Below are 24,416 nucleotides of genomic sequence, written 5' to 3' on the forward strand. Positions count from 1 at the left end.
TCTTCATTCTTTATTTTTATCATGTTTTTCAAGCTCTCTATTTATACTTTCAGCTTCTTCTTTATCTAATTTTTATAAAATAATGAATAGTTCTCACTTTTTTGGAATTAGATACCAATTATGTCATATGAAGTGCCATGTACAACAAAAAGGCAGTAGCTAATCTCATAAAACAACTAGTTACTGTCTTAATAAAAATTTTCACTATATTTATTTTTAAATTTGAATAAAAATACTTGTTCCTAATACCTTTTTTATATTCAAGCTTCAATTCTAGGTTTTGTTGGATTACAGTTTGGAGCTTCAATGTTAGATATCATTGAAAGCTTTGTAAGATAATAGCATTCTTCTCTATACATGTGGTCAAGCATTAAAGGATATATGGTTCCTAAAACTTTTTTCTCTTGAACTGCTGCTTCCAATTCTTTCAAGAACTTTTTAAAGCAATTCATTACCTCATAAGCATAAATATTATGCTTTCTTAATGCTTCGAACTCGCAAATATTAGTTCTTGTATATCCTTTATACTCTATTGTTCTTAAGTATAAGTCAGTAAATATTTTTGAATATTCCTTACTGATTTTTATTAATTCCTTCTGTGTCATATCCAAAGTGCTAGCTATAGTTTCTGCATGTCCACTTCCATCCGGGAGCCAAAGTAAATGAAGATGTAAATCTATTATTGGCGGTATATTTCCCTTAATTAAATCATTTAAAATGGTAAGATATTCTTCTAGTTCGTTAAGCATATGATTTATAAATGTAGGTGGAAGATTAATGTAAATTTTATCTTCAATTTGTTTACATAGAATAACTAATTTAAATTCTCTTATCTTCATTGCAGCAGAATATGACTTATAATTTAGTTCATGAAGATTTTCATTTGAAATTGACTTACGTGATCTTGCCAATAAATCATCAAATAAATTAATGAATTCATTAGCTTTATGAACAAAGCTGTTTTCCTTTGGTGAAAGTGAATTTAAAATAAATCTAGAATGATCTCCTAAAATTTGTAACCAAAATCGGTGTTCGAAAAGAGTAATTTCCCTGATACCATTTTCCACCAAGATAATCCTCCTAAAAAATTTTTATTTATATGTATGCTAATCATTCATAATTTAATACATTAAAATATTCAACCAATATAATAATTCTATAGCTTTGGTAACTTCCACTAAATATTTTATATGCAAAATGCATTTTCTTTAACTATGAGAAAATGCACTTAGTTTTTATTTAATATCTAATGATTTTCTTAAATGATCAAGTCCTAACCTATCTATTGTGCTACCTAACCTTTCACCCTTTTGAGAATTTTCTTTAGAATAATTAATAACTTTTTCAGTAAGTTGTACTAATTCATCTATATTAAAGAGTTTCTGAGCCCTTTCCCCTATTCTTAATTGCCTTCCGCCTTTGCCGCCTATAAATACTGCTATTCCTTCCTTCTCAAGCTCCATCGCCTTGAATGGACATGCTTTTATGCATTGACCGCAAGAAACACATTTATCATAATTTATTTTAGCCTTTTTTTCTATCACTTCAATTGCATCTACCTTACAAGTGCGTTCACATATTCTGCATCCTTTACAAATATCCTCTTCAACTCTAGGTTTATTTTGAGCCATAAAACCCAAGTCACTCAGTGGCGCTTTTACGCAATTGTTAGGACATGCGCTTATTCCAATTTTAAATTTACCTGGAACATCCATTCCTAAAAACTTTTCCTCCAGTTTTCTCGATAATTCCTGTGAATCTATTAATCCATACTTGCAAAGTGTACCCTTGCAGGCTGCTACAGCAATAACCCTATAGCCTGTCCCTCCAGTTGTAATATGTGCCCCTTCAATGGCTCTTTTAACTTCAGGAATAGACTCCTCTTTTATCCATGGAATTTCTATACACTGTCTTGTTGTAAATCCAATATATCCTCTGCCATACTTGTCAGCTATATCCGATAAACAGCGTACCTGGTCTGAATTTAAGTTTCCTGCTGAAGTGAGAACTCTAAGTGAAAAATACTCTTTATCCTGCTGCTGCATATAACCTTCTAATTTTAGTAAATTAAGTTCTTCTTTATTCAATTGTTTTTCAATCCTTTCTCCATAAAAAATATATAATACACTCAAAAAGTTATAATATCACTCTTTCATATGTATAACTGTGATTTTAATCACAGTCCTAAGGATTTCTGTAATTATACATTTGTTTAATAGAAAATATAATTTTCACAACCTTTAAATAATAAAAAGAAGTTCTGCTATTTATATAGTTAAGCTATTAATTTATACACTCTACAGAGATTGATATTAGCTATTCTAATCTTCAGCTATCTTATTAAAATTTCCTTTATAAATTCAGTTAATTCCCTTGCCGCCTTTTCATGAGCTAAAAGTCCCGGATGACTTCTAGCACCAACTGTTTCACTTGTTGTATTAGGTAGTTGAAAAACAGAAATCATCCTGTCATTTGTACTTTTCACATAAGAATCTACCGCGCGATAAATATATGGCATAAGCTCCAAACCTAACATTCCATACACCCATATAATATGTGCTTTCTTATTATATTTTCTAAGCTTAACAATGAAGTTTTCTACTGACCTTTCAAAGGCTTCTATGTCTTCTTCATTAAAACTTCCATCATCATTTAATCTTTGCTTATAAATCTCTCCTGTTATTTCATCTTTCCATTCTGGATAATCAAACGCACCAGCATCATTTGTTCCGAGGTTAACTACGATGATGTCTGGCTGCCATAAACTAAAATCATTTTCATTTAAGGCACCTAATGCTTTATTTTTCTCACCCTTAAGAACTCCACAGACTTTCTCATAATACTCAGGAATATTTTCATGTGGGTTATTATTCCAACTGGTTAGTACTCCCCAGCCACTTTGAGAAATAATTCTGTACTCTGCATTTAATGCTTCTGCTGTTATTGCTGTATAATTATTTACTGAACTAAAGAACATAGGAATCCAATCCTCTTCTTCTTTAGCCCCTATCGCTCCTTCTCCTGAAGTAATACTATCTCCTATAAATTCAATTTTATATGCCTTATCTTCAATAGGTAAAAATTCCCCATCAAATTTTACTCTATGTATCTTCATATAGCAGTTTATATCTTCACTCATAGGCTGAACATCCTTTATTATACGGACATTTTTCATAGCATTTTCATCCATACCTCTAAATACACAAATCCAGTATTTTCCTCTGTTTAACATTTGCCTGCTTACAGGAACTGAATTAATTCTTATACTTATCCATTGTTCAAATATATCATAATCCGACTCTACTTCAATCCATAACTCGGAACCTTTTGCATTTAATTCAATCGCGCTTCCAGTCCAAAATAATGTTAATGGCTCAAGGCATCCAGTTGTTCTTCCATGAATTTTTAAATTGTTAATATCAGATAATTTATATGATTTTAATCTTTCATTTTCTTTCATTTTCTCTTCCTCCTATTATATAAATTTTAATTACAGGTTGCTATTTAAATTTCTCATATATGGACATACTAAAATATCAAATATTTAAGCAGGAGGTCCATATGAGAAAAAGATTAACTGTTAATACAAAGCATGCATCTTATGAAACTATAAAAGCGCTATATAAAAGTGAGAAAAATCCAAAAATTAAAACTAGATTATTAACTATATTGCATTTATTTGAAGGAAAATCTAGTGTTGAAATTTCTCTTCTTTTAAAACAATCTGATGCTACGATTAGAACGACTATTCATCGATATAATAAATTTGGATTAGAAGGCTTGAAAGACTTAGAGCACGCCCCAAAGAAAACAATTTTAACATCAGATGAACTTGCTATTGTTGATAATATTTTAAAAGAATCCCCCTATAATTCCGGTCTCAATTATAATAATTGGACTGGTGAACTTCTTGTAAATTGGGTAAGTTTAAACTTCAATAAAAAAATTTCACTTGGTACAGCTTATAATATATTTTCTAGACTTAACTACTCAAAAACTAGAGCTAAAAGATTAAGTAATAAAATTGATAAAGAAACTTTAACTAATTTTAGAGAAAAACTATCGAATTTGATAATATCAAAAGACGAAAATACTGTGATTCTCTATGAAGATGAAGCTATTATAACATCAGAGCCGTCTGCGACTGCCGTTTGGACTAAAGTCGGAGTTCAGCCTATAGTTAAAACTTTACCAGGTGGCACAAGAAAAAGAGCTGTTATATTTGGTGCTACTAACCCTGAGACCGGTGATCTTATCTATAAGATTTCTGATAAAGGAAATTCAGATAATTTTAAGTCTTTTTTAAAATACGGTCTCTGAAAATTATCAAAATAAAAAGGTTATATTCATCGCGGACAATGCTAGATATCATCATTTTAAAGGTATAGATGATTTCTTAGAAGGTATAGAAAATATTTCTTTTTTATACCTTCCACCATATTGTTCTGAGTTAAATGCAATTGAGCACCTTTGGAAAAACTTACGCCAAGCTGTAATTCATAATACTGTATTTGAAGTTTTTTCTCAGTTAATTCAACAAATTAAGTCACATTTAGATGCATTAAATTTGGACAAGGGTAAACTAAAAAAGCTTTGTTATTTTATACAGTAGGTTTACCCCGTATGATATTAGCAGTTAGTTATTAAAATTTATATAATTTATTTTATACTATCGATCATTTAATTTTATTAATACAAAAATTCACAGTTAAGTTTTCATATATAATTACATTTCTTATTACTCTAATACATATCATAATACTTTCTTACAGCTTCTTCCACTAATCCTTATTGACTACATGCTTTTTCTTTAATTAATTAGATTTATTTTTTGATAAATATCTATATTTTCTTTCAAAATATGGATATAGTTTTCTCATAAATTTTATTTTATTCTATAAATTTCGTGAATCCTTGCATAAATCAAACCGGAGAACATGTCCATATATAGTGCTAAAAATATTTTGCAACACAACATATTGTATTTATCAAATAAATGTTTTAAAATAATAATATCTTTTTCATATGAAAATATTATAACTAGAAATAATATAAGGTTTTATAAGAAATTCTTAGACTCTATAAAAACTTATACTTGGAGGAATATACATGAGTAAAATATTATCGGAAAAATTCTTGAGTAAATATAGAGAGGTTGAAAAAACACCTTTAAGTAATATTGGTGAATTCGTATATTTAAGAACTTACTCAAGATATTTAAATGACAAAAAAAGAAGAGAAAATTGGTTTGAAACAGTTCTTAGAACAACAGAATATAATATTGAACTTGGTATTGAATTTAAAAAGAAGCATGGATTAGATATAAATCTACAAAATGAAACAAAGGAAGCTGAACTTTTATTTGATAACTTATACAATTTAAGAACTTTTACATCAGGAAGAACTCTCTATATGGGTGGAACAGATATAGTAAAGGAATACCCTCTTTCAAATTATAACTGCTCTTTTACAATGATTGAAAAGTTCCATGATTTTGTAGATGTATTTTATCTTCTTATGGTTGGCTCTGGTGTAGGAGTTAGAATTGATAGTGACTTAATCTCTAAGATGCCTAAAATAAGAAAAATAGCATTGCTTGGACAATATACTGAAGATGTTCATAAATATATGCCAAAAGAATATATGGAAGACACAAAGCTTATTATAGATGATAAAGATTCATCTGTTGCTGCCATTAAGGTTGGTGATAGTAAAGAAGGCTGGTGCGCTGCTCTAGAAACATATTTTCAATTAGTTACAGCTCCTGAGTATGAAAACATACATAAAATCATAATTGATTATAGTTATGTCAGACCAGAAGGTGAACGCTTAAAGAGATTTGGTGGTAGGGCGTCTGGGCACAATTCATTAAAAAGAATGTTTGAAAAGATTAATAAAGTCTGCAATAAGCTCACAGATGGCAGCTTAAAGTCACTTGATGTTTTAGATATAGCAACAATAATAAGTGAAAATGTAGTTTCTGGTGGTGTACGTCGTAGTGCCATGATGATTATCTGTGATGAGGATGATTATGATGTAATAAATGCTAAAAGTAATCTTTACAAAATAGTTGATGGAAATTGGATTGAGAACTCAGAAGTTTCTCATAGAAAAATGAGCAACAATTCTGTATTGTACAAAGAGAAACCTTCATTAGATAAAATAAAGGAAATATTAAACTCCATAAAAATTAATGGTGAACCGGGCTTTATTAATGGTATGGAAGCCAAAAAAAGAAAATCTACTTTTAAAGGATGCAACCCATGTGGAGAAATTTTACTCAATTCACATCAATGTTGCAACTTATCTACAAATAATTTAGTGGCCTTTGTAAATAACGATCATGAATTAGATATTAAACACTTGGAAGAAATAATAAAATTATCTGCAAGAGTGGCTATAAGAATGACCTTAGTAAATGTTGAACTTCCAGATTGGGATAAGATTATGCAGGCTGATAGGATAGTCGGAATTTCCTTAACTGGCATGATGGATATGATAAACAAAACTAATATGAGCTATGAAGAGTTAGGAAAATTATTAAAGCACCTCCGAGAAGTTGTAAAAAATGAAGGTAATAGATATTGCGCCGAGCTTGGAATTTCAGCACCAGAACTTATGACTACAATTAAACCGGAAGGTTCACTTTCAACACTTCCATGTGTAAGTTCTGGAATACATTATTCACATTCTAATTATTATATTAGAAGAGTTAGAATTTCTGTATCTGATCCATTATACAAAATGATAGAAAAATTAAAATGCTATCCTATTTATAATGAAAATGGGCAAAGCGATGAAAACTGCACAACAAAAGTTATAGAGTTTCCAATAAAAGCTCCTGACGGAAAAACAAAATATGATGTTGGAGCTATAGAACAACTCGAACTTTATAAACTTTCAATGATAAATTGGACTGATCATAACACTTCAATAACTGTACATGTAAGAGATGATGAATGGGAAGCTGTTGCAAATTGGTTATATGAAAACTTTGATTATGTCGTTGGTATAACTTTCCTTCCGCTGATGGATGAAACTTATCCGCTTTTACCTTATGAATCTACAACAAAAGAAGATTATGAGGAACGTGTAAAAAATATTAAACCTATAGACTATGAACTGCTCGCAGAACTAGATGATGATGAAGAGCATGAAATTATTGATAAAGAATGTGCTAATGGAGTTTGTCCTGTACGATAATAAATATAATTTTAGCCAGCACCTTTTAACGGTGCTGGCTTTCACATTTGATTATTAAAAATAATCTTTAGGCATCTTAATCCAACGTTAATCAAAATTCCTGCATGGAATTACGAATTTTTACTCAAGAATTATATTCCTCTCAATTCAATTGTAGATACTATTCTAATAAATAGATTGTTGTATATTTTCTTCCAAATTCTTCGGCTTCTTCATAAGTTGGCACCCATACATCTATTACGTATGTACCATCTTTCTTTATTTTAATTGCTCCACCTCTATCTTCAACATCAAATATACCATCGGCTTTATAATTTGTTAAGTCTGGAATGTAAATTTTACTTCCAAGTGGTATTTTCGATGGAGCTGCAATAACCCCTAACCTAGTTTTCGTCTGCATTGCTGTTTGTGCTCCCCAGTTTCCTGAACATTTTGGATCATTAGAGTATGCAGTTAATTCAGCCTTTATTGGCACACCTATCGGTTTTTGGTTTTCTTGAGCTTTTGTCGGTGCAGCTTCAACCTTTTCAGTTTCTGCTGGTGTTTCATTTATGTCATTCGCTGAAATCTCAGTATTTTCCTTCGCTGGATCTTCATGCCTTTCTGTTTCAGCATTTTCCATCTCAGAACTATCGACATATTTGCTTGTAACAGTTTTATTTATAATAAAATCTTTTTGTTTAACATTCAAATAATCTGCTCCGAGATTCATATGAAATACTACTAAAAGAAATATTACTTTTAGTAAATTTCAATTAAATTTTATCAAACAACCACTCCTTGTGTTTTATTTGCAGTTTGCAAACTTATACATTTTTCGACTGCATTAGTCACCGATATGGCATTTCCACTTATTATAATCTAATATTTTTTTTAAGTCAAGGGTAAACTTTGTTATATATAGAAAAAAGTTATAATTATATTAAATTTAATACTTGTATTTTAGTAATAAACATACAACTAACAAAACCCAAAATATCACTAAGAAATCACTTTTTTAATTTCTTGGTATATTCAAAGAATTTCAATACCCCTATTGAAATTAAGCCACCATACATTATAAACCCTTCAAAAGCCCCGTAGCCAAATATACTCCCAATCTGACGACAATTACTATAAATATAATTAAACACCTTCATATCTAGACCGAACATATTTTTTCATTCCTTATAAATTTATATCTATGTAAAATATATGTGTTAGGAAATATAAACTTTACTAGCCGCTTGTCGTTTTTATACTATATATTAACTAATCAATCTCAATATATAAATTTTTTCTAAACTAATTCTGGCTCACGAACCTCACCATATATAGCTGAAATGGTGCCAAGTGTATTCTGGGGTGCCGGATCTAATGGGTAATATCCCTTTCTGACCATATATTGCCAAACTTCATATGCATGATTACAGCTCATAGTAAAAGCATCCTTCAAAAATTCAACCTTCATATTATAATCTTGAATATGTGCTGGAAAATGAGATTATATCATTACTTTTAATTTCATATCTTGGGATGCATTTATAAACATAGCCATGTTTGTTATAGAATTTACACAACTTATAGTTAATTCATGTAAATCATGCATTTCGTGACCACCTAATTGCATAACAATTACCTCCTAATTTAATATTATTGTTTATACAACAAATAATTTGCCACTAGGAGATTATTTTTATACTATTATTTATCTACAATATCGTATTATATACTATCCTAACCAATCGCCATCATGGCGAAATTATTATATTGAATAGAAATATAAGGTGCAGTGACTAAAAGAACTGCATTTTTAATTTCAAATCATTTATAAAAAATTATTATTCCGATAATATTATATAATAAAACATTTTCACAGTCTAATTTAAATAACTTACAGACTTTGTTAAAACATTGATTATTATATCAATAATGGTAGCTTTGCTCTAAAACACTCCCTCTGATTGGTTAGTTTTTTAACAAGCCCTAACAAAATTTCAGAAAATTCTAAATATCCTATTGAATTAATAGTAACATATTGTTATAATATTGAATAAGATATAGAGAAATCAATATATATTTTTTCTTTATAATTGTTAAAATATTAACGTTAATTATTTAACTTTATTCTATTTTTTCGCAATACTATAACTTTTATAAAAATTATATTTATTAATTAGGGAAAAGGGGAGATAAAAATGATGATAATAAAGAAGCCACTCCAATATGCAACTGTAATAGATCGTCAAGGGGACTGCGGTGTATTTGACACTATGGATGATGCCATTAGATTAGCCTGTGTAGCCGCAGAAGAATACTCTAATCTTGATACTAACAAAAGGAATGATATCACAAATGCAGCTATTAGCACACTAAATAATCACCTCGAGGAACTCAGCACCATGTTCTGCAAAGAAATAGGACAAGATTCATATGATGAAATTCTTCATGATAACATTGCTGCATTGAATAATTACAAAAACTATTCAATACTATCTACGAATAATAAATTAAATGCTTATAATGATTCTTGCTTAGTTAGCGGAATAATTATTGAATCTTCAAATTCACTTGAAACTATAATTCAAAATAGCATTTTAACTCTTAAATCTGGAAATGCGATTGTATTTTCATCAAATAAAAATATGAAAAATGTGTTTTCTTACGCTATTAAACTCATCAATAATGCCATAGAAGCTATAGGTGGCCCTAAAAATCTTGTAGTTACAGTGAAAGAACCTAGTAACGAAAGTACTAATATCTTAATTGAAAACGAAAAGGTAACCTTAATCTCAGCAATAAATAGTTGTAATGAAGAAAAGGTAGCGCTTTAATATGATGACAATAATTAAATTTCTCACAAGGAAATTTAATTCACCTTTGAAACTCTGAGTGAAATATATAATGGAAAATCATATCATAGATAATGATATAAAAAGTTTACTTTATCCATTATATTTTCACTTTTTTTAAATAATTACATTTTTACCAAGTTAGAAATTATGTTTTTTAATATAAAAAGCCATCCTCTCAGGGATAGCTTTTCGTTTATCATCTTTAATTATGTACGCAACTACTTATTATGTATGAAGTTTATTTAAAACACTGTTCTAATTATTTATATTTTTCTAACAACTGTAATAATTCCTCAGTTTCAAAAGGTTTCTTAAGGTAACTCTTTGCTCCAAGCTCTAGACACTCATCTTTTACATCTTCATATCCAACTGCTGAAATAACAATTACAACCGCTTCAGGATTTATTCTCATTATTTCTGTTAATACATCAATCCCATCTTTTCTAAGCTCAGACATATTTAGATCCAAAATAACAATTTCTGGATTTGCGCTGTTAAATGTCTCAATCGCCTCATCCTTAGTGGATGCTTCAAGCATTATATATGTACCACCTTTTTTAACTATCTTTTTTACAAACATCCTCATGTACGACGAATCATCTACTATTAATACCTTTTTCATATTAAAAACTCCTTTGTACCTTTTAATTTTTAAATCTATTTATTAATTTTTAATATCTGTTTACTAAAATAAATCATTGATTTGTTTGAAAAACTCATGGCATCCTTTTATATCATGATTCAAAGCCTCTACTTCAAGTTTTATTGCCAATTCATGAATGGAAGTTATTCTCAAAGTTCCGGAAGAGCCTTTTAATTCATGCGTCAATTTTGCCAACTTCTCAAATTCATTATTTTTAATAGCTTCATCAATACCTGATATTAAATCCGGAAGACACTTTATATAATCCTCAAATATTTCCATCGCATCATCTTTATCCAATCCCGTAACTTCAACAAAGCGATCAATATTATCATCTATTATCTTATTATAATTGGGCTCATCATTTCCATATTTCATATTTTCTTCTATCATCTTAAACATTTTATCAAAATCAATCGGTTTACTTATGTAAGCATCCATTCCAGCTTTAATACATTTTTCACAATCTCCAGCCATTGCATTAGCAGTCATCGCAATAATTGTAGTATGTTTCTTATCCCCTTCAAGGTGCCTTATTCTTGCCGTGCTTTCATAACCATCCATAACTGGCATCTGACAATCCATAAAAACAACATCATAATCTTTTTTAGACACTGCATCTAACGCATCACTTCCATTTATCGCCACATCACAAGTCATATTACGAGATTTAAGCATCCTTATAACTATTTTACGATTGACTTCATTGTCTTCAACCAATAAGATCTTTGGGTTTAGTGCATTATTAAAATTTTTAATATTATGTTTTATTATGGCTTGCTCTTCTTCATTTTCCAAGCCTAGTGTTTTAGCAATGCAGCTTAACAAGTCATCTTTCTTAACAGGTTTAGCTAAAAGAGTTGAAAATCCATATTCTTTTATAGACTTTATATCTACCTTTTGCGTAACAGATGTTAAAAGTATTAACTGAATATCCTTTGCAAATGGCATTGTTCTTAATGTTGTTGCAAGTTCATATCCATTCATTCCTGGCATTTGATAGTCTATAAGAGCAATATTTATTTTATTTTCTGTATTTGCCTTTGAAATAATTGCAGTAATGGCGCTAGTGGCACCTTCAGCTTGAAATATATTTAAACCTGTCTTTTCTAGGTGTGAACTAAAAATATTCCTATTATTTTCATTATCATCTACAATTAGAACATTAATATTCTTAAATTTTTCAAAGTCAAATTTCTGTTTATTAGCTCTTTTCGCTATTTTTAATCTCACATTAAACTTAAATGTAGAACCTTCCCCAAATACACTCTGAGCCCAAATTTCTCCACCCATCATTTTAACTAATTCATTACATATGGCAAGTCCAAGTCCTGTCCCTCCATATTTTCTTGTTGTAGATGCATCTGCTTGACTAAAGGATTTAAATATCTTATTAATATCTTCTTTACGTATTCCAATTCCAGTGTCTTTTACCTCGAAATTCAATAGCGCCATCTCATTTTCTTCCTCTAAATAACTTACAGAAACAGAAATTTCACCTTCCGTTGTAAATTTCACAGCATTGCTTATAAGATTATTTAATATTTGCCTAAGCCTTGACGGATCACCAATAACTTCTTCTGGCACACCTGATTTAATCATCGCATAAAGTTCGATTCCTTTTGTAGCAGCTTTTGGCGCTATTAATGAAACAGCATCTTCAATTGTAGTCCTTAAATTAAATTTTATGTTCTCCATAGTAAGTTTTTTAGCTTCGATTTTTGAAAAATCCAGTATATCATTAACAATATCTAATAATATGTCAGACGCAGATTTAGCTTCACGTATAAATTCTCTTTGTTCCGTTGACAAATCAGTTGACTGCAGCAATTCAAGAAAACCAAATATTCCATTCATTGGCGTCCTTATTTCATGAGACATATTAGCAATGAACTGACTCTTTGCTATATTGGCAGCTTCAGCCTGTTCTTTCGCTTTATAAAGTTCAGTTTCAGCTTTCCTTTGTTCTGTAATGTCATTAGCTGTACAAATTAGATACATTATATTTCCCGCTTCATCTAATTGAGGCTTACTTTTTATTTTTAATAATCTATTTTCGCCTTTCCAATTCTTGATCTCAAGTTCCTTTTTAATAGGCATATTACTTTGAAACAATTCCCAATTAAATTCTGAAAGTTTATTAGCAGTATTTATGTCAAATACATCATATAAATCCTGAAAGTCCATATCACTTTTGTTCTTTCCAAAAAACTTTGCATGGGCCTCATTAACAGTTGCATATGAAGTAACATTTTTCAATGCCCATATTTGTGCTTCAGAATTATTAAGTAAAATCGCTTGTCCATTAATTGTCGACTTATAAGTTTTTTCCTTCTCTATTCTTGCTTTCGTATATGAAAAAACTTTCGAAATGTCTTTTAATGCCTTCATACTATTTTTTTCCCATATTATATATCTAGACAAACTTTCATAACCTATAAAACCGACTAATTTATCTTCATCTTCTAATGGAATTGTAAGAGAAGATTTTATTTCCTCCATCCTAAAAGCCTCTGCTTCCAACATGGCTTCATCAGGAATATCCTCTTTGTTATTTATTGCAACAAATCCATTGTTTTTAATTTCTCGAATAAGCCAAGGAAATGCGTAAACCGCCTCTTCTTCTTCTACTTCTCTTTTAGGTTTTACACTTTCTTTATTCCACTGACAATCTATCCGCATAAAAGTAGGATCTTTAGAAAAATAATAAATATAAATCCTATCAAGATCAAAGAGATTACCTATTTCTTCAAATGATCTTTTAAACTCACTTTGATAATTAGTGCTATGTATATATGAGAACTTTTGAAAAGTATTATAAATTAACTTTTCATATTCATCTGAATCCCTAATAATTTCATACATATCCTTATCCCCCATAAAACTCTTCCCCTAATCTAAATTTCACAAGCCTTTGAAATAAATAATGTTAATTCTTTTAATAAATCAACTTCATACGGTTCTGAAATTGTATTTCCATTTTTATCATATATAACTTTTACTACTGGACGCAGCGGCATAGAAGTATTTTGCTTTATTACTAAGCCCTTTTCGTTTGAGCTTAAAATTACAGCACTTCCTGTTGGGAATGCAGCTATATTCCTAGTAAATTTTTTTACAATTTCCCCATCAAAATAAATATTACTCATTCCTACAAGATATTCAATAACTTCATTTACACTTTTAGGCCCAGATCCATTCTTACCAGTTATCAAATTATCAAACGCATCACATATTGATACTATTTTTGCAATTTCGTTTATTTCATTACCTTTTAATTTTAACGGATAACCACTGCCATCACTTCTTTCATGGTGCATTAGTGCAGTTACCTTTACATAGGCATTCCATTGATGCTGCTCACCTAAAAAATCATAGCCGACTTTTGGATGATGAAGTTCAATATATGAATCCAATTCTTCCCTAGTTTTAAATTCTGATATAATTTTCTTATCATTCATTATTTTTATTCTACCTATATCATGCAGCATTGCAGCTGCTGCTACATCTTTAAGCTTTGACATGGTATACCCCATATGCGTTCCTATTATTGTAGCTAATACACAAACATTCACAGAATGAGTATATATATTATTGTCGCTTGCACTTATTTCTGCAACATTTATTAAAACATCTTTATTTGAAAGTATATCCTCAATAACTGAGTTTACTGAATTCATGACACTTTTATTATCAGTTTTTCCTTCACGACAATATATTTGAATCATCTCTTTTACCGCATGCTTACTCATTTGCCTTGTTTTATCAGAAATACTCTCCTCAATTTCTATATTCTTTGATATTTCGTCATCAATATATACAGAAATGATTCCAAGTTCTTTAATTCTTTCAATATAATAGGGTTTAAGTTTTACTCCAACACTAAGTAAGACTCTGCCTGATTCATCGAAAATTTGTTTTCCAAGTATTTCATCTCCTTTTAGGCTGGAGACATTAACAACTCTCATAGAAACCTCCAAATGAATAATTACCTTATCTAATAGACAATTTAAATTATTTTATCATTATATTAAGTCCAGTATTATCCTACCAATTAAGCCAAAAATAGCATATTGTTAAGATTAATACTTCTTTAATTATATTAGCATATTATTACACATTTGGCTACAATAAAGGGATGAATTAAAAGGTTTGCCAAGTTAATGACTTAAAATTATAAAAATCAAATATCTCTTCTAACCTTATTCTAAAATTTTAGTGCAGTATAATATATGAATACATAAATCAATATAGCAAATACTGAAAATATAGAAAAATACACTATTAATTTTGACATGTATCAAACTCCTTTCATATAATCTATATTGTAATATTAATATAATTATTTTGCAATTAACTGAAAACAGAGGCAAATCAAGCATTTCTACTTAATTTGCCTCTAAAATATTATTTTTTTATAACAAATTATGATTATATTTATGAATTATACAGTTTTCATTATTTTTCTTCTAATTCAAAATATAGTAAAGCATATTCTTATATGGTATTATATTTTTATACTAAAATGCAATTTAAATCTATTTCTATACTAATGGGGGGAGTACTTTGAATAATGATTTATTATATCATGTACGAAAATCTATAATTAAAGAAAGGAATGACATTATACTAGATGTAAATGACAATTTTTTAGATCTAACACAGTTCAGTAAGAACGAATTATGTGGAAAAAACATTACTGATGTCTTACAAACGTTATTTAGGGGTAACTATAAAATCAACATAACTGAGGAGGAATTTGATTCTGTAATATTTACTAAAAGCTTTGATGTAAGATTTATCAAGGTAAAAAAATATAAAAACTTTAACAATAACAGTACTTTATATATTTTTAATGAATTAGAAAACTCAAGATTAGACAATAAACTGCTTTTCATTGAAAACTTAATAAACGATAATAAAATAGGTATAGGAATTTATACTGCTAATGACTTAAAACTTATTAAGTCAAATCAAAAATACTTAGATTACATGCCAAAACCTTTTAATAAAAAGGAACTTGTTTATGGAAAATGCATACATGAATTTATAGATAACATTGAAAAATATGGTACAAGGAATATTTTTTTTAAAGCTATAAAAAATAATAAACCTACATACTTAACCGAATTGCCAGAATTTCTTTTAGACCATAATGATTACTGGGACAACACTATTACTCCAATTTATGAAAATGGAGAAGTAAAATTTGTTATGTCTATGTTAGAAAACGTTACTGATAGAGTCCTTAGCCGAAAACATATACAAGCAAAAAACAAACAATTAGGGGCTATTATTGAAGGTGTTGAAGATATAATTTCAATAGTTGATAAACATGGGAAATACATAACTAAAAGCAACATATTTAAAAACTTATTTGATAATATTGATAATAAGGATGATGATTTAGAACATTTAATTAAATCTGGCATCTATTATGATTTACATAACAATCCATTATCTTCAGATAATCTATGTTTTAATAAATTATTAAAAGGAATAAAAATGAAAGATCAAAAGCTAAAATATATATCATTAAATAAAGAATATTATTTTTCCTGTACTACAATACCTATTTTTGATGACAATAATAAATTCGAAACAGGGATTATAGTGACACAAGATATTACTGAACTCGTAAAAAACACAAAGCTTATGTACAATCAAAAAAAAGAACTTGAAGTAATATTTGATAACATATACGATGGAATAGCAATAATAAACAAAAGTGGTAAATACACAAAAACCAATAAATTTTTTACGAACGTCCTAACTGCAGATAACAGCCTGGTAACTTTGGATAGAATTGGAGAAACTTTGATTAAAGGACAAAAATATTATAATGAAAATGATGAAGAACTAACTATAGAAGATTTGCCATCATATAAGGTTTTGAAAGGCGAAATTGTAAAAGACCAACGAGTAATACTAAAAAAGAAGTACGGAAAAACTTATCTTGATTTTAATGGAATTCCTATTTTTGATGAAAATAAAAACTTTCAGTGTGGTATAATTCTTTCACATGATATATCACATATTATAAAAAATAATATTAGATTAAAAGAAGAACAACTTCTCATTCTTAAAGCAGAACATGAAAAGTTAGAAGAAGCTGAAAAAAACATTGTAATGAAAGATGAATTTATAAGCCTAATTTCTCATGAATTCAAAACGCCATTAAATGTAATATTTTCTGCAATTCAATTAATTGAAAGTGCATACATAAATGATATACCTGATAAAGTGAAGAGTTTAATAAAAAATATAAAACAAAATACATTTAGGCAGTTGCGACTTGTAAATAATTTATTAGATATTACTAGATTAAACTCAGGACAGTTTAAATTACATATACAAAATATTGATATTGTATCCTTAACAAAACAAATTTCCCACTCCGTAAAATTATATTCAAATCAAAAAAATATTAAATTACTCTTTAAATGTAGTTTATTATATAGAGAAATAGCTATTGATGATGAAAAATTCGAACGGATTATGTTAAACCTTCTTTCTAATGCAATAAAATTTACAGATGAGGGCGGTACTGTTTCTGTAAGCCTTGGTGAAAATATTGATACAAATTCTATAATAGTCGAGGTATCTGATACAGGAATAGGAATTCCTAAAGATAAACAAAAGCTTATATTTGAAAGATTTGGCCAAGTGGAAAACAACTTATCAAGGCCTGCTGAAGGAACAGGAATTGGATTATTTCTTGTAAAGAAATTAGTAGATGCTTTAAATGGGAGAATATCATTGGAAAGTGAGCCCAATAGTGGAAGCACTTTTAGAATAACTTTACCAGCAAATCAATATTTGGATGCTGATAACTCAGAAGTATTTAATAACGGAAATAATACATTAGTTAATGCACTAAACGTTGAATTTTCAGACGTATATCTATAACAAAAAGGGCAAGTAAGCCCTTTTTTGTTATAAATATTTCTCAATTCATAAATGAAAAAATATTATTCTAACATTCCAATAAACATTTAAATTTACTTTAAATCGTATAATTTGGTTCCTTGATTTATATCTAACTTTTCATTATTTGAATTATTATGTTAACCGTACTTCTATTAATATATGCAATAATACTAAACAATATTTTTCCTAGGGCACTTCTATTTATATTGAATAACTCAGCAATAATTTTCAAAAGAGTTATAAATGCTTCCCTATTTAATTTATGTATTATTATCAACAAGAAGCTAAACATTAATTAAAACATAACTTCAAAAATTCTTCTTCATTTAATATTCTTATATCTTGTCCTTTTTTCTTTAAATCCATAGTTTTTTTAAGCTTATTGCTCATCTCTTCTCTAGTCAAATCATACACTTCTTTAGTATTGGTAATTAAACAGGTTGTCTTCTTTGTCACAGAACTCCCTACTGCTCCCCCAAGCTTTTTTACTAGCCCTATTGCCTCATCTCTTGTCATAGAGGCTAAACCACCTGTAAATACAACGACTTCATTTTCAAAGTTGATATAATTGAGATATTTCCCTGTTTCTTCATTTTTCTTTGACGGACACCTGATTGATCTACTTATGATTCTTCCTTTTGTTGACGAGGGTATGTATCCATTTTTATCAACACTTCCTAAAGTTACTCCAGTCATTATTGATATTTCATTAATATCTTTTGTTCCTAATTCTTCTGCTATGTTAATCAGAATATTAGCACAAGCTATTGCATCAGCTAAAGCATCATGATGTTTAAATTCAAAACCTAAGAATTTATTTACCGTATTAAGCCTTGCATTATCAAGTTCGCTATAAAAATTTCTAGAAAGCTTCATTGTACATATATACTGAAAGCTTGGTGCTTTTATATTATAAAGTTCTAATGTATTTCTTAATACTGATATATCAAATGATGCATTATGGGCTATAACTAAATTATCATTGAAATAATGCTTAATTTTCTCCCATACTTTATCAAATTCCAATTCATCTCGAACCGTACTTGGCCGTATTCCATGGATTCCAATATTTATTGGCATAAATCTCATTTCCTTAGGTTTTATTAAGTAATGTACTTTTTCTATCATTTTTCCATTTTCTATAACTACTATTCCTATAGAGCATGGGCTATTTCTCTTCTCATTAGCCGTTTCAAAATCTATACTTACAAAATTCATTTATTTTCTCCTGCTTCATACTATGATAAATTATTATACACTATAATTTATAACACTTTCATCATTGTATTTTATTTATTTCTACAGGCTTTACTATTTATATGATTACATTCTGACACTGGTTTTATTGCATTACCATTGTCACATGTGCACCAAGACTGTGATTGGAAGGCCAAAAATATTCCTACCCATCTATTAGTTTTTTCGAAGTAAATAAGTATTCCTCCATCCTGCCATATACCATTGTCTTTTTTCCAGTTATCTGTACTCCCTTGATTCATATGAATATCATGCATTCCATTTCCTGGTTCAAACTTAAAATATTTATCACTTTTATTTTCTGGTCCCCACTTTTCTCCATATGCATAAATTACTGATTCATTACCTATAGCCTTTTTTATATAGAAATCAATTTTTTCATTTAAATCATTATCAGGACCAGTCACCCTAGAAGCAAGAGGTATCATTTTTGATGATTCGAATAAATCCCCTCTTATATAATCTAATGCCATGTTTAAAGAATTACTTTGTATTTCTGTAAATCCGGATTTCAACTTTAGAAATTTATCAATATTTTTCCACTTAAAATCTTCATTAATAAAATACAATACCTCTGATGGGTATTCCTCTGATTTAACATTAATAGCAATTCTATACTTCACATCATTTTCATCTTTGACAAGAACTTGATAATGAAATTTACCCATTTGTGAGTTAATAGCTTTCGCTTTGAGTACTCCATAGTTTTTTAATGACAATCAAATCACTCCCTAATAGAAATTTTCACCAAAATAATAAAATAGCACAATATAATAACTATATGTTTGGTAATTATATTGTGCTTAATACTTGATAGTATTATATAGATTTATTAAATTATTATTTTTCCAGACGTGGAAGTCCCCTTATTGGCTTATGTCTTTTTCTATTTTTTGCTGGCATTGATGTGTCTGAAGAATTATTTTCACTCTCATCATTATCTGATGTAATAAATTTGTATTTTGTCATTTTTTTCACCTCAATTTTACTTTTTGCATTTTATATGTTTTATATTCATAGTTTAAGTATCGATTCATTAAAATTTTATAAATTATAGCTTTACTTAAAAACTGAACTCATATTATCTACAATTTACAACCATATTGATACATTATATACAAGAAATAATAATATTTATCTGTAACAAAATTGTGATAATTAAGGAGTAATATATAAATGTCTTTAACTAAAATTACATTGTTATAAAGGAGTTCATCATATGCTAGCATTTATAAAAAAAACAATATATGTAATACTTATTTTTTTTATGGGACTTTTTATAGTATCCTCATTTTTTGTCAGAGCAAAGTACAATTCTTATGTTTATGGTGATAGACCTATTCTTCAAAGACAGAATCTTGGTATTTTCATATTACTTATAACAGTAATAATTATATTAAACATAATCCTATATAAATTATCCTTAAAATTGAATAAATATAGAAAAAAATTTGTAATTTCATTAACATTGCTCTTTAGCTTTTTCATTCAAATAATTATTATATTTTTATTTACAAAATTACCTGAAGCTGATTCCAAGACAGTACTTTCATTAGCTTTAAATATGCTATATAAAAATGATTATTCTTCATTTCAACATGGTGGATATCTTTATATGTTCCCTTTTAATTATTCCACTGTATTATATTTAAAGGCATTGTTATCAATATTTCCAAATAACTATTTAGTTATAAAAATTTTCAATATAATATTTACACTTGTTACAACTTTTATGATTTACCTAATATATAAAGAGATAAATTATAAATCAAGAGACAATGACTATGGTATATTAATATTTGCTGCAGCATATATACCATCCTTACTTATGAGCAATTACATATATAATGATATTATAGCAACAACACTATTAACCACTGCTATATACTTTTTAATAAGATTTGTAAAAGAAAAAGCTTTTAAATATATTATTATTTCTTCAATCCTTTTATCTATTGGAAATTATTTCAGAAGTATAGGTGCTCTTATTTTAATAGCTGGAGTTATATACATTTTACTAAATACAACAGAAATTGGCCGTAAGCAAGTTTTAAAAGCCCTTTGTGTGCTAGTTCTGTTATTTAACATTCCAAACTTAATTCAAAATATTTCTCTAAAGGCTACTGGTGTTGTAAGTGAATCAGTCACAAAAAATTCTGCTCCTATTTATATGTGGCTAAATATGGGTATGAATAAAGATACCTTTGGTTATTGGGATAATATGAAAAGCTACACCATATACCAAAGGCAGGGAGACTATGATAAAGAAAAAAGTACAGAATTGTTTAAATCAGAAATTAGTAATAAATTATCCAGTATGTCCTTTAGTGATCTAGTAAATCTATACTATAATAAATTAATCTGGACCTGGACTGAAGGTACCTACCAAATTGAAACCTATGGAATTGGTAATGGAGCGTCATCTAATTCTAGACAAAGAATAGCGAGAGAAAATACTGGGTATAGCTATCCTACTTTTGCCACCAATTTGTTTAAAGGAGATTCAAAATATAGAAGCGGATTAAATTGGATATTGTATGTAACTAACTTCTTAATGTATTGTTTTATTTTTACACGCTTGATAAGTTCCTTAAGATCAAAGAGATATGACGAAATATTCTTAAACTTAGTTATTTTAGGCTTTATAGGTTTCTATATCTTGTGGGAGATTAAGTCTAGATATCTTTATCCAATATATCCTTTATTGATAATATTATCTTATATAGGATTTAAAGATGTATATGAATTTATATTAAAGAAAAATTTCCTACAATTTATATCACCATTCAGAAAGAAGGCATAACAATATGAAGAAAATATTCTATACTATGTTTGTAATTGTATCGTTCATTACATGTTCCATGTTATTTGTATCATGCACGGCAATTACAGCTCAAAATATAGATCCCAATTCTTTTTCTGGAGCAAATGGCGGCATTTTAGGTATAAATGGTGATCTGCGACCGGGAATAATAAATAATAATCCAAGAATGAATGCTAGTCCAGGTAGAAACAGTAATCCAGGCATTAATGCTGATAGATCAGGATCAAACAGAAATGCAAATAGAAGCTTCATGAAGGGTAAAATTGTTTCCTAATAATCTCAGAGCTCTGAATTCTATTAACAAAGAAAAGGCTTTAGCAATTTCTGCTAAAGCCTTTTCTTTAATACTTTCCAAAATCCATGTCATCTAATACAATCTTAGTCTTTGGTATAGAAGCTTCTTTGTATGTATCATTTACATATGATTTACCCTTATTTTCTGCCATTTCCTCAAGCAACTTTATTACTTCTGGATTTAATTCAGACAAATTTCTATAAGATCTAACATTTTGTTTTAATTTAAATTTGCTTACCATTTCTCTAAGCAATTCAGCTTGAGTTGATAGTTCTTCACTTGCTGTAGCCCCTTCTTCAGAAGTAGCTGAATTACTTTGAACAACCTGTGATACTTCCATAATCCCTTGATTAATTTGACCAAGACCAGAAGCCTGTTCATTTGATGCAATAGCAATTTCATTGACAAGATTAGCTACATTTTCGACATCTGTTACTATTTCGCTAAGAGCAGTAGCTGTATCCATTGCTATCTTTGTACCACCTTCAGATTTCTTAATAGAATTTTCAATCATATCAGTTGTTTCCTTTGCAGCATTCGCTGAACGTGCAGCAAGATTCCTCACTTCTTCAGCCACAACTGCAAATCCCTTACCGTGTTGTCCTGCTCTTGCAGCTTCAACAGCAGCATTAAGTGCTAGAATATTAGTTTGAAATGCAATATCATCAATTACTTTAATGATTTTTGAAATATTGCTAGATGCATTATTTATTTCCTCCATGGCTTTAAGCATTTCCTGCATCTGTTCATTACCTTGTATAGCATTTGCCTTAGCTCCTTCAGCTAATTCATTTGCCTTGTTCGCATTTTGAGCATTTAATTGCGTTTGAGACGATATTTCTTCAAGAGATGCAGTTAATTCTTCAATTGCACTTGCCTGCTCTGTTGCACCTTGAGAAAGTGCTATACTTGAATCAGATATCTGCTTCGAACCTGAGGCTACTTGCTCTGATGCATCGTTAATACTCCCTAGGATTTCATTATTATTTTCAATCATTTCAGATAACTTCTTACCAAGAAGATCCTGTTCTGATTTAATCTTAACATCAAAGCTTAAATCACCAGAAGCTATTCTTTCAGCTGCACGAGCCTGTTCCCTGATATTTTCTATCATTCTTACAAAAGATTCTGCAAGACTTCCTATTTCATCTTTCGTATCTGCTTCAACATTAGCATTTATATCGCCCATCGAAAGCTTATCTGCCGCCTCAACCATTTTCTTTATAGGCCTGCTTATAATATTTGATATAAGTATACCAAGACCAACCGCAATAATTATTCCAATAACTATTACAACTAGCATTGTTACAGTTGCCGTATTTGCAGAAGCTGAATTGGTATCTGATGCCTCTTTTGCTAAATCTGTCGTTAGCTTTGTTAAATTATCGATGGCTTCTTGTACATTATCAGAAGTTGCTGCTCCTTCATTATACATAATATCAATTGCCTGTTGTTCTTGATTTGCTGTTATAAAACTTAGTTCTTTATCCCTTAATTGTCTAAATAAAGCTATTAATTTTTTTAAATCCGCTAGTTCTTTAACCACCTCATCCTCATGTGCATTATTCTCAAAATGAACTAAGCTGCTGTCTATCTCTTCATCTAGACTTCTCAATTTATTTGTGTTTTCTTGTCTTTTATTCCCATCCTTTACTATTAATAAATCCTTTATTAACCCTCTTTCCATTTCATAATCACTTGCTATATTAGTTAAATCTGGCATCGTTGCAGTATGATCTTCATATAATTCAGTATCAAGGCTGCTAATTTTATGAACATTCATAATTCCTACTGCTCCTACTACTCCTGCAATAAAAGCTACAATAATAAAACCAGTTATCAATTTTGTTGCAATCTTTAAATTATAGAACCATTTCATTATTTAATCCCCCCACAATATGCTTGCTTGTTATTCTTACAACGCTTCGTTTAGCTCCCCAAGCTCATCTTCTGTTAAAAGCTTTTCGCAGTCAAGAAGCAGCTTCACATCATCACCAACCTTACCCATATTTTTTATATACCTATTTTTCATACCTTTATTCATCTGTGGCGGTTCTACAATATCTTGATCCGGAATTATAATTACTTCGGCCACTTTATCTACTATAAGCCCAATAGAAGTATTATTGATATCTACAATTATAACGCAGGTTCTATCATTATATTCAATAGGCTCTTTCTTAAAACGTAGTCTTACATCCATCACAGGAATTATCTTACCTCTAAGATTTATGATTCCTTTAATATACTCTGGAAGTTCAGGAATTTCTGTTATTGTCTGAATACCTATTATTTCTATAACATACTTAATTTCCACGCCATATGTTTCTTTACCGATTGAAAATGTCAAATATCTGCTTTTTTGAGTATCTTCTTCAAATTCTAAATTTTCTTCGTACATATTCTCCATACTTCTATTCACTCCTTCTC

The 24,416-nt window shown here is 29.1% G+C and carries 18 protein-coding genes and 1 pseudogene; 6 read left to right on the top strand and 13 right to left on the bottom strand.

Annotated elements, in window-relative coordinates; translation table 11 throughout:
* Positions 1 to 260 precede the first annotated feature (260 nt).
* The 3 genes from CDLVIII_RS20165 to CDLVIII_RS20175 form a co-directional block, all read right to left on the bottom strand.
* Positions 261 to 1,070, bottom strand: coding sequence for a DUF2935 domain-containing protein (locus tag CDLVIII_RS20165; protein WP_085959803.1), 810 nt, complete (start codon positions 1,068 to 1,070; stop codon positions 261 to 263).
* Positions 1,071 to 1,235: 165 nt separating this feature from the next.
* The gene (locus CDLVIII_RS20170) at positions 1,236 to 2,087 is read right to left on the bottom strand and encodes a 4Fe-4S binding protein (RefSeq protein WP_009171323.1); all 852 of its coding nucleotides are present in this window, start codon (positions 2,085 to 2,087) and stop codon (positions 1,236 to 1,238) included.
* 245 nt (positions 2,088 to 2,332) lie between these two features.
* Positions 2,333 to 3,460, bottom strand: a complete 1,128-nt coding sequence (locus CDLVIII_RS20175; RefSeq protein ID WP_009171324.1) for an SGNH/GDSL hydrolase family protein — start codon at positions 3,458 to 3,460, stop codon at positions 2,333 to 2,335.
* Positions 3,461 to 3,561: 101 nt separating this feature from the next.
* Between CDLVIII_RS20175 and CDLVIII_RS20180 the strand changes: the two genes are divergently transcribed.
* Both CDLVIII_RS20180 and nrdJ read left to right on the top strand, forming a co-directional pair.
* Positions 3,562 to 4,320, top strand: a complete 759-nt coding sequence (locus tag CDLVIII_RS20180; RefSeq protein WP_035301713.1) for an IS630 family transposase — start codon at positions 3,562 to 3,564, stop codon at positions 4,318 to 4,320.
* A gap of 789 nt (positions 4,321 to 5,109) precedes the next feature.
* Positions 5,110 to 7,203, top strand: coding sequence for a ribonucleoside-triphosphate reductase, adenosylcobalamin-dependent (gene nrdJ / locus CDLVIII_RS20185; protein WP_009171325.1), 2,094 nt, complete (start codon positions 5,110 to 5,112; stop codon positions 7,201 to 7,203).
* A gap of 160 nt (positions 7,204 to 7,363) precedes the next feature.
* Here nrdJ and CDLVIII_RS20190 read toward each other — a convergent pair whose 3' ends face one another.
* Together CDLVIII_RS20190 and CDLVIII_RS30150 are read right to left on the bottom strand one after the other, a co-directional pair.
* Positions 7,364 to 7,894, bottom strand: a complete 531-nt coding sequence (locus CDLVIII_RS20190; RefSeq protein ID WP_242835775.1) for a 3D domain-containing protein — start codon at positions 7,892 to 7,894, stop codon at positions 7,364 to 7,366.
* Positions 7,895 to 8,482: 588 nt separating this feature from the next.
* Positions 8,483 to 8,812, bottom strand: a pseudogene (locus tag CDLVIII_RS30150) (spore coat protein).
* Positions 8,813 to 9,380: 568 nt separating this feature from the next.
* Between CDLVIII_RS30150 and CDLVIII_RS20200 the strand changes: the two are divergent.
* Positions 9,381 to 10,016, top strand: coding sequence for an aldehyde dehydrogenase family protein (locus CDLVIII_RS20200; protein ID WP_009171328.1), 636 nt, complete (start codon positions 9,381 to 9,383; stop codon positions 10,014 to 10,016).
* Positions 10,017 to 10,296: 280 nt separating this feature from the next.
* On the opposite strand, the gene CDLVIII_RS20205 is transcribed toward CDLVIII_RS20200, so the two are convergent.
* The 3 genes from CDLVIII_RS20205 to CDLVIII_RS20215 all read right to left on the bottom strand — a co-directional run bounded on the left by CDLVIII_RS20205 (position 10,297) and on the right by CDLVIII_RS20215 (position 14,648).
* Positions 10,297 to 10,659, bottom strand: a complete 363-nt coding sequence (locus CDLVIII_RS20205) for a response regulator (protein WP_009171329.1) — start codon at positions 10,657 to 10,659, stop codon at positions 10,297 to 10,299.
* A 63-nt stretch (positions 10,660 to 10,722) separates the two neighbouring features.
* Entirely contained in the window at positions 10,723 to 13,560 is a 2,838-nt protein-coding gene (locus CDLVIII_RS20210) for a response regulator (protein ID WP_035301862.1), read from the bottom strand.
* A 17-nt stretch (positions 13,561 to 13,577) separates the two neighbouring features.
* Positions 13,578 to 14,648 (bottom strand): HD domain-containing phosphohydrolase, encoded by a 1,071-nt coding sequence (locus tag CDLVIII_RS20215; protein ID WP_009171331.1) that lies wholly within the window; start codon positions 14,646 to 14,648, stop codon positions 13,578 to 13,580.
* A gap of 598 nt (positions 14,649 to 15,246) precedes the next feature.
* On the opposite strand from CDLVIII_RS20215, the gene CDLVIII_RS20220 reads away from it, so the two are divergent.
* Complete coding sequence (locus tag CDLVIII_RS20220; RefSeq protein ID WP_009171332.1) at positions 15,247 to 17,589, top strand: ATP-binding protein; 2,343 nt, start codon at positions 15,247 to 15,249, stop codon at positions 17,587 to 17,589.
* A gap of 312 nt (positions 17,590 to 17,901) precedes the next feature.
* On the opposite strand, the gene CDLVIII_RS20225 is transcribed toward CDLVIII_RS20220, so the two are convergent.
* From CDLVIII_RS20225 to CDLVIII_RS32630, 3 genes are all read right to left on the bottom strand, one after another.
* On the bottom strand, positions 17,902 to 18,828 hold the full coding sequence (locus CDLVIII_RS20225; protein ID WP_009171334.1) for an exonuclease domain-containing protein: 927 nt from the start codon (positions 18,826 to 18,828) through the stop codon (positions 17,902 to 17,904).
* Positions 18,829 to 18,899: 71 nt separating this feature from the next.
* The gene (locus tag CDLVIII_RS20230) at positions 18,900 to 19,586 is read right to left on the bottom strand and encodes a YukJ family protein (RefSeq protein ID WP_009171335.1); all 687 of its coding nucleotides are present in this window, start codon (positions 19,584 to 19,586) and stop codon (positions 18,900 to 18,902) included.
* A 121-nt stretch (positions 19,587 to 19,707) separates the two neighbouring features.
* Positions 19,708 to 19,836: a hypothetical protein gene (locus tag CDLVIII_RS32630; protein ID WP_009171336.1), complete on the bottom strand. Its 129-nt coding sequence runs from the start codon at positions 19,834 to 19,836 to the stop codon at positions 19,708 to 19,710.
* A gap of 250 nt (positions 19,837 to 20,086) precedes the next feature.
* Between CDLVIII_RS32630 and CDLVIII_RS20235 the strand changes: the two genes are divergently transcribed.
* Together CDLVIII_RS20235 and CDLVIII_RS20240 are read left to right on the top strand one after the other, a co-directional pair.
* Complete coding sequence (locus CDLVIII_RS20235) at positions 20,087 to 21,670, top strand: glycosyltransferase family 39 protein (protein ID WP_009171337.1); 1,584 nt, start codon at positions 20,087 to 20,089, stop codon at positions 21,668 to 21,670.
* Between the two features lie 4 nt (positions 21,671 to 21,674).
* On the top strand, positions 21,675 to 21,965 hold the full coding sequence (locus CDLVIII_RS20240; RefSeq protein WP_009171338.1) for a hypothetical protein: 291 nt from the start codon (positions 21,675 to 21,677) through the stop codon (positions 21,963 to 21,965).
* A gap of 67 nt (positions 21,966 to 22,032) precedes the next feature.
* On the opposite strand, the gene CDLVIII_RS20245 is transcribed toward CDLVIII_RS20240, so the two are convergent.
* Both CDLVIII_RS20245 and CDLVIII_RS20250 read right to left on the bottom strand, forming a co-directional pair.
* Positions 22,033 to 23,865, bottom strand: coding sequence for a HAMP domain-containing methyl-accepting chemotaxis protein (locus CDLVIII_RS20245; RefSeq protein WP_009171339.1), 1,833 nt, complete (start codon positions 23,863 to 23,865; stop codon positions 22,033 to 22,035).
* Between the two features lie 36 nt (positions 23,866 to 23,901).
* Positions 23,902 to 24,396, bottom strand: coding sequence for a chemotaxis protein CheW (locus CDLVIII_RS20250; protein WP_009171340.1), 495 nt, complete (start codon positions 24,394 to 24,396; stop codon positions 23,902 to 23,904).
* Between the last annotated feature and the right edge of the window lie 20 nt (positions 24,397 to 24,416).

This window comes from Clostridium sp. DL-VIII (assembly GCF_000230835.1).
GTDB lineage: Bacteria > Bacillota > Clostridia > Clostridiales > Clostridiaceae > Clostridium.

Bases quoted from the DNA above. Each gene is read 5' to 3' on its own strand.
- CDLVIII_RS32630 (WP_009171336.1), bottom strand. From the start codon at position 19,836: ATGACAAAATACAAATTTATTACATCAGATAATGATGAGAGTGAAAAT.
- CDLVIII_RS20180 (WP_035301713.1), top strand. From the start codon at position 3,562: ATGAGAAAAAGATTAACTGTTAATACAAAGCATGCATCTTATGAAACT.
- CDLVIII_RS20210 (WP_035301862.1), bottom strand. From the start codon at position 13,560: ATGGGGGATAAGGATATGTATGAAATTATTAGGGATTCAGATGAATAT.
- CDLVIII_RS20235 (WP_009171337.1), top strand. From the start codon at position 20,087: ATGCTAGCATTTATAAAAAAAACAATATATGTAATACTTATTTTTTTT.
- CDLVIII_RS20225 (WP_009171334.1), bottom strand. From the start codon at position 18,828: ATGAATTTTGTAAGTATAGATTTTGAAACGGCTAATGAGAAGAGAAAT.
- CDLVIII_RS20250 (WP_009171340.1), bottom strand. From the start codon at position 24,396: ATGGAGAATATGTACGAAGAAAATTTAGAATTTGAAGAAGATACTCAA.
- CDLVIII_RS20205 (WP_009171329.1), bottom strand. From the start codon at position 10,659: ATGAAAAAGGTATTAATAGTAGATGATTCGTCGTACATGAGGATGTTT.
- CDLVIII_RS20240 (WP_009171338.1), top strand. From the start codon at position 21,675: ATGAAGAAAATATTCTATACTATGTTTGTAATTGTATCGTTCATTACA.
- CDLVIII_RS20215 (WP_009171331.1), bottom strand. From the start codon at position 14,648: ATGAGAGTTGTTAATGTCTCCAGCCTAAAAGGAGATGAAATACTTGGA.
- CDLVIII_RS20245 (WP_009171339.1), bottom strand. From the start codon at position 23,865: ATGAAATGGTTCTATAATTTAAAGATTGCAACAAAATTGATAACTGGT.
- CDLVIII_RS20175 (WP_009171324.1), bottom strand. From the start codon at position 3,460: ATGAAAGAAAATGAAAGATTAAAATCATATAAATTATCTGATATTAAC.
- nrdJ (WP_009171325.1), top strand. From the start codon at position 5,110: ATGAGTAAAATATTATCGGAAAAATTCTTGAGTAAATATAGAGAGGTT.
- CDLVIII_RS20200 (WP_009171328.1), top strand. From the start codon at position 9,381: ATGATGATAATAAAGAAGCCACTCCAATATGCAACTGTAATAGATCGT.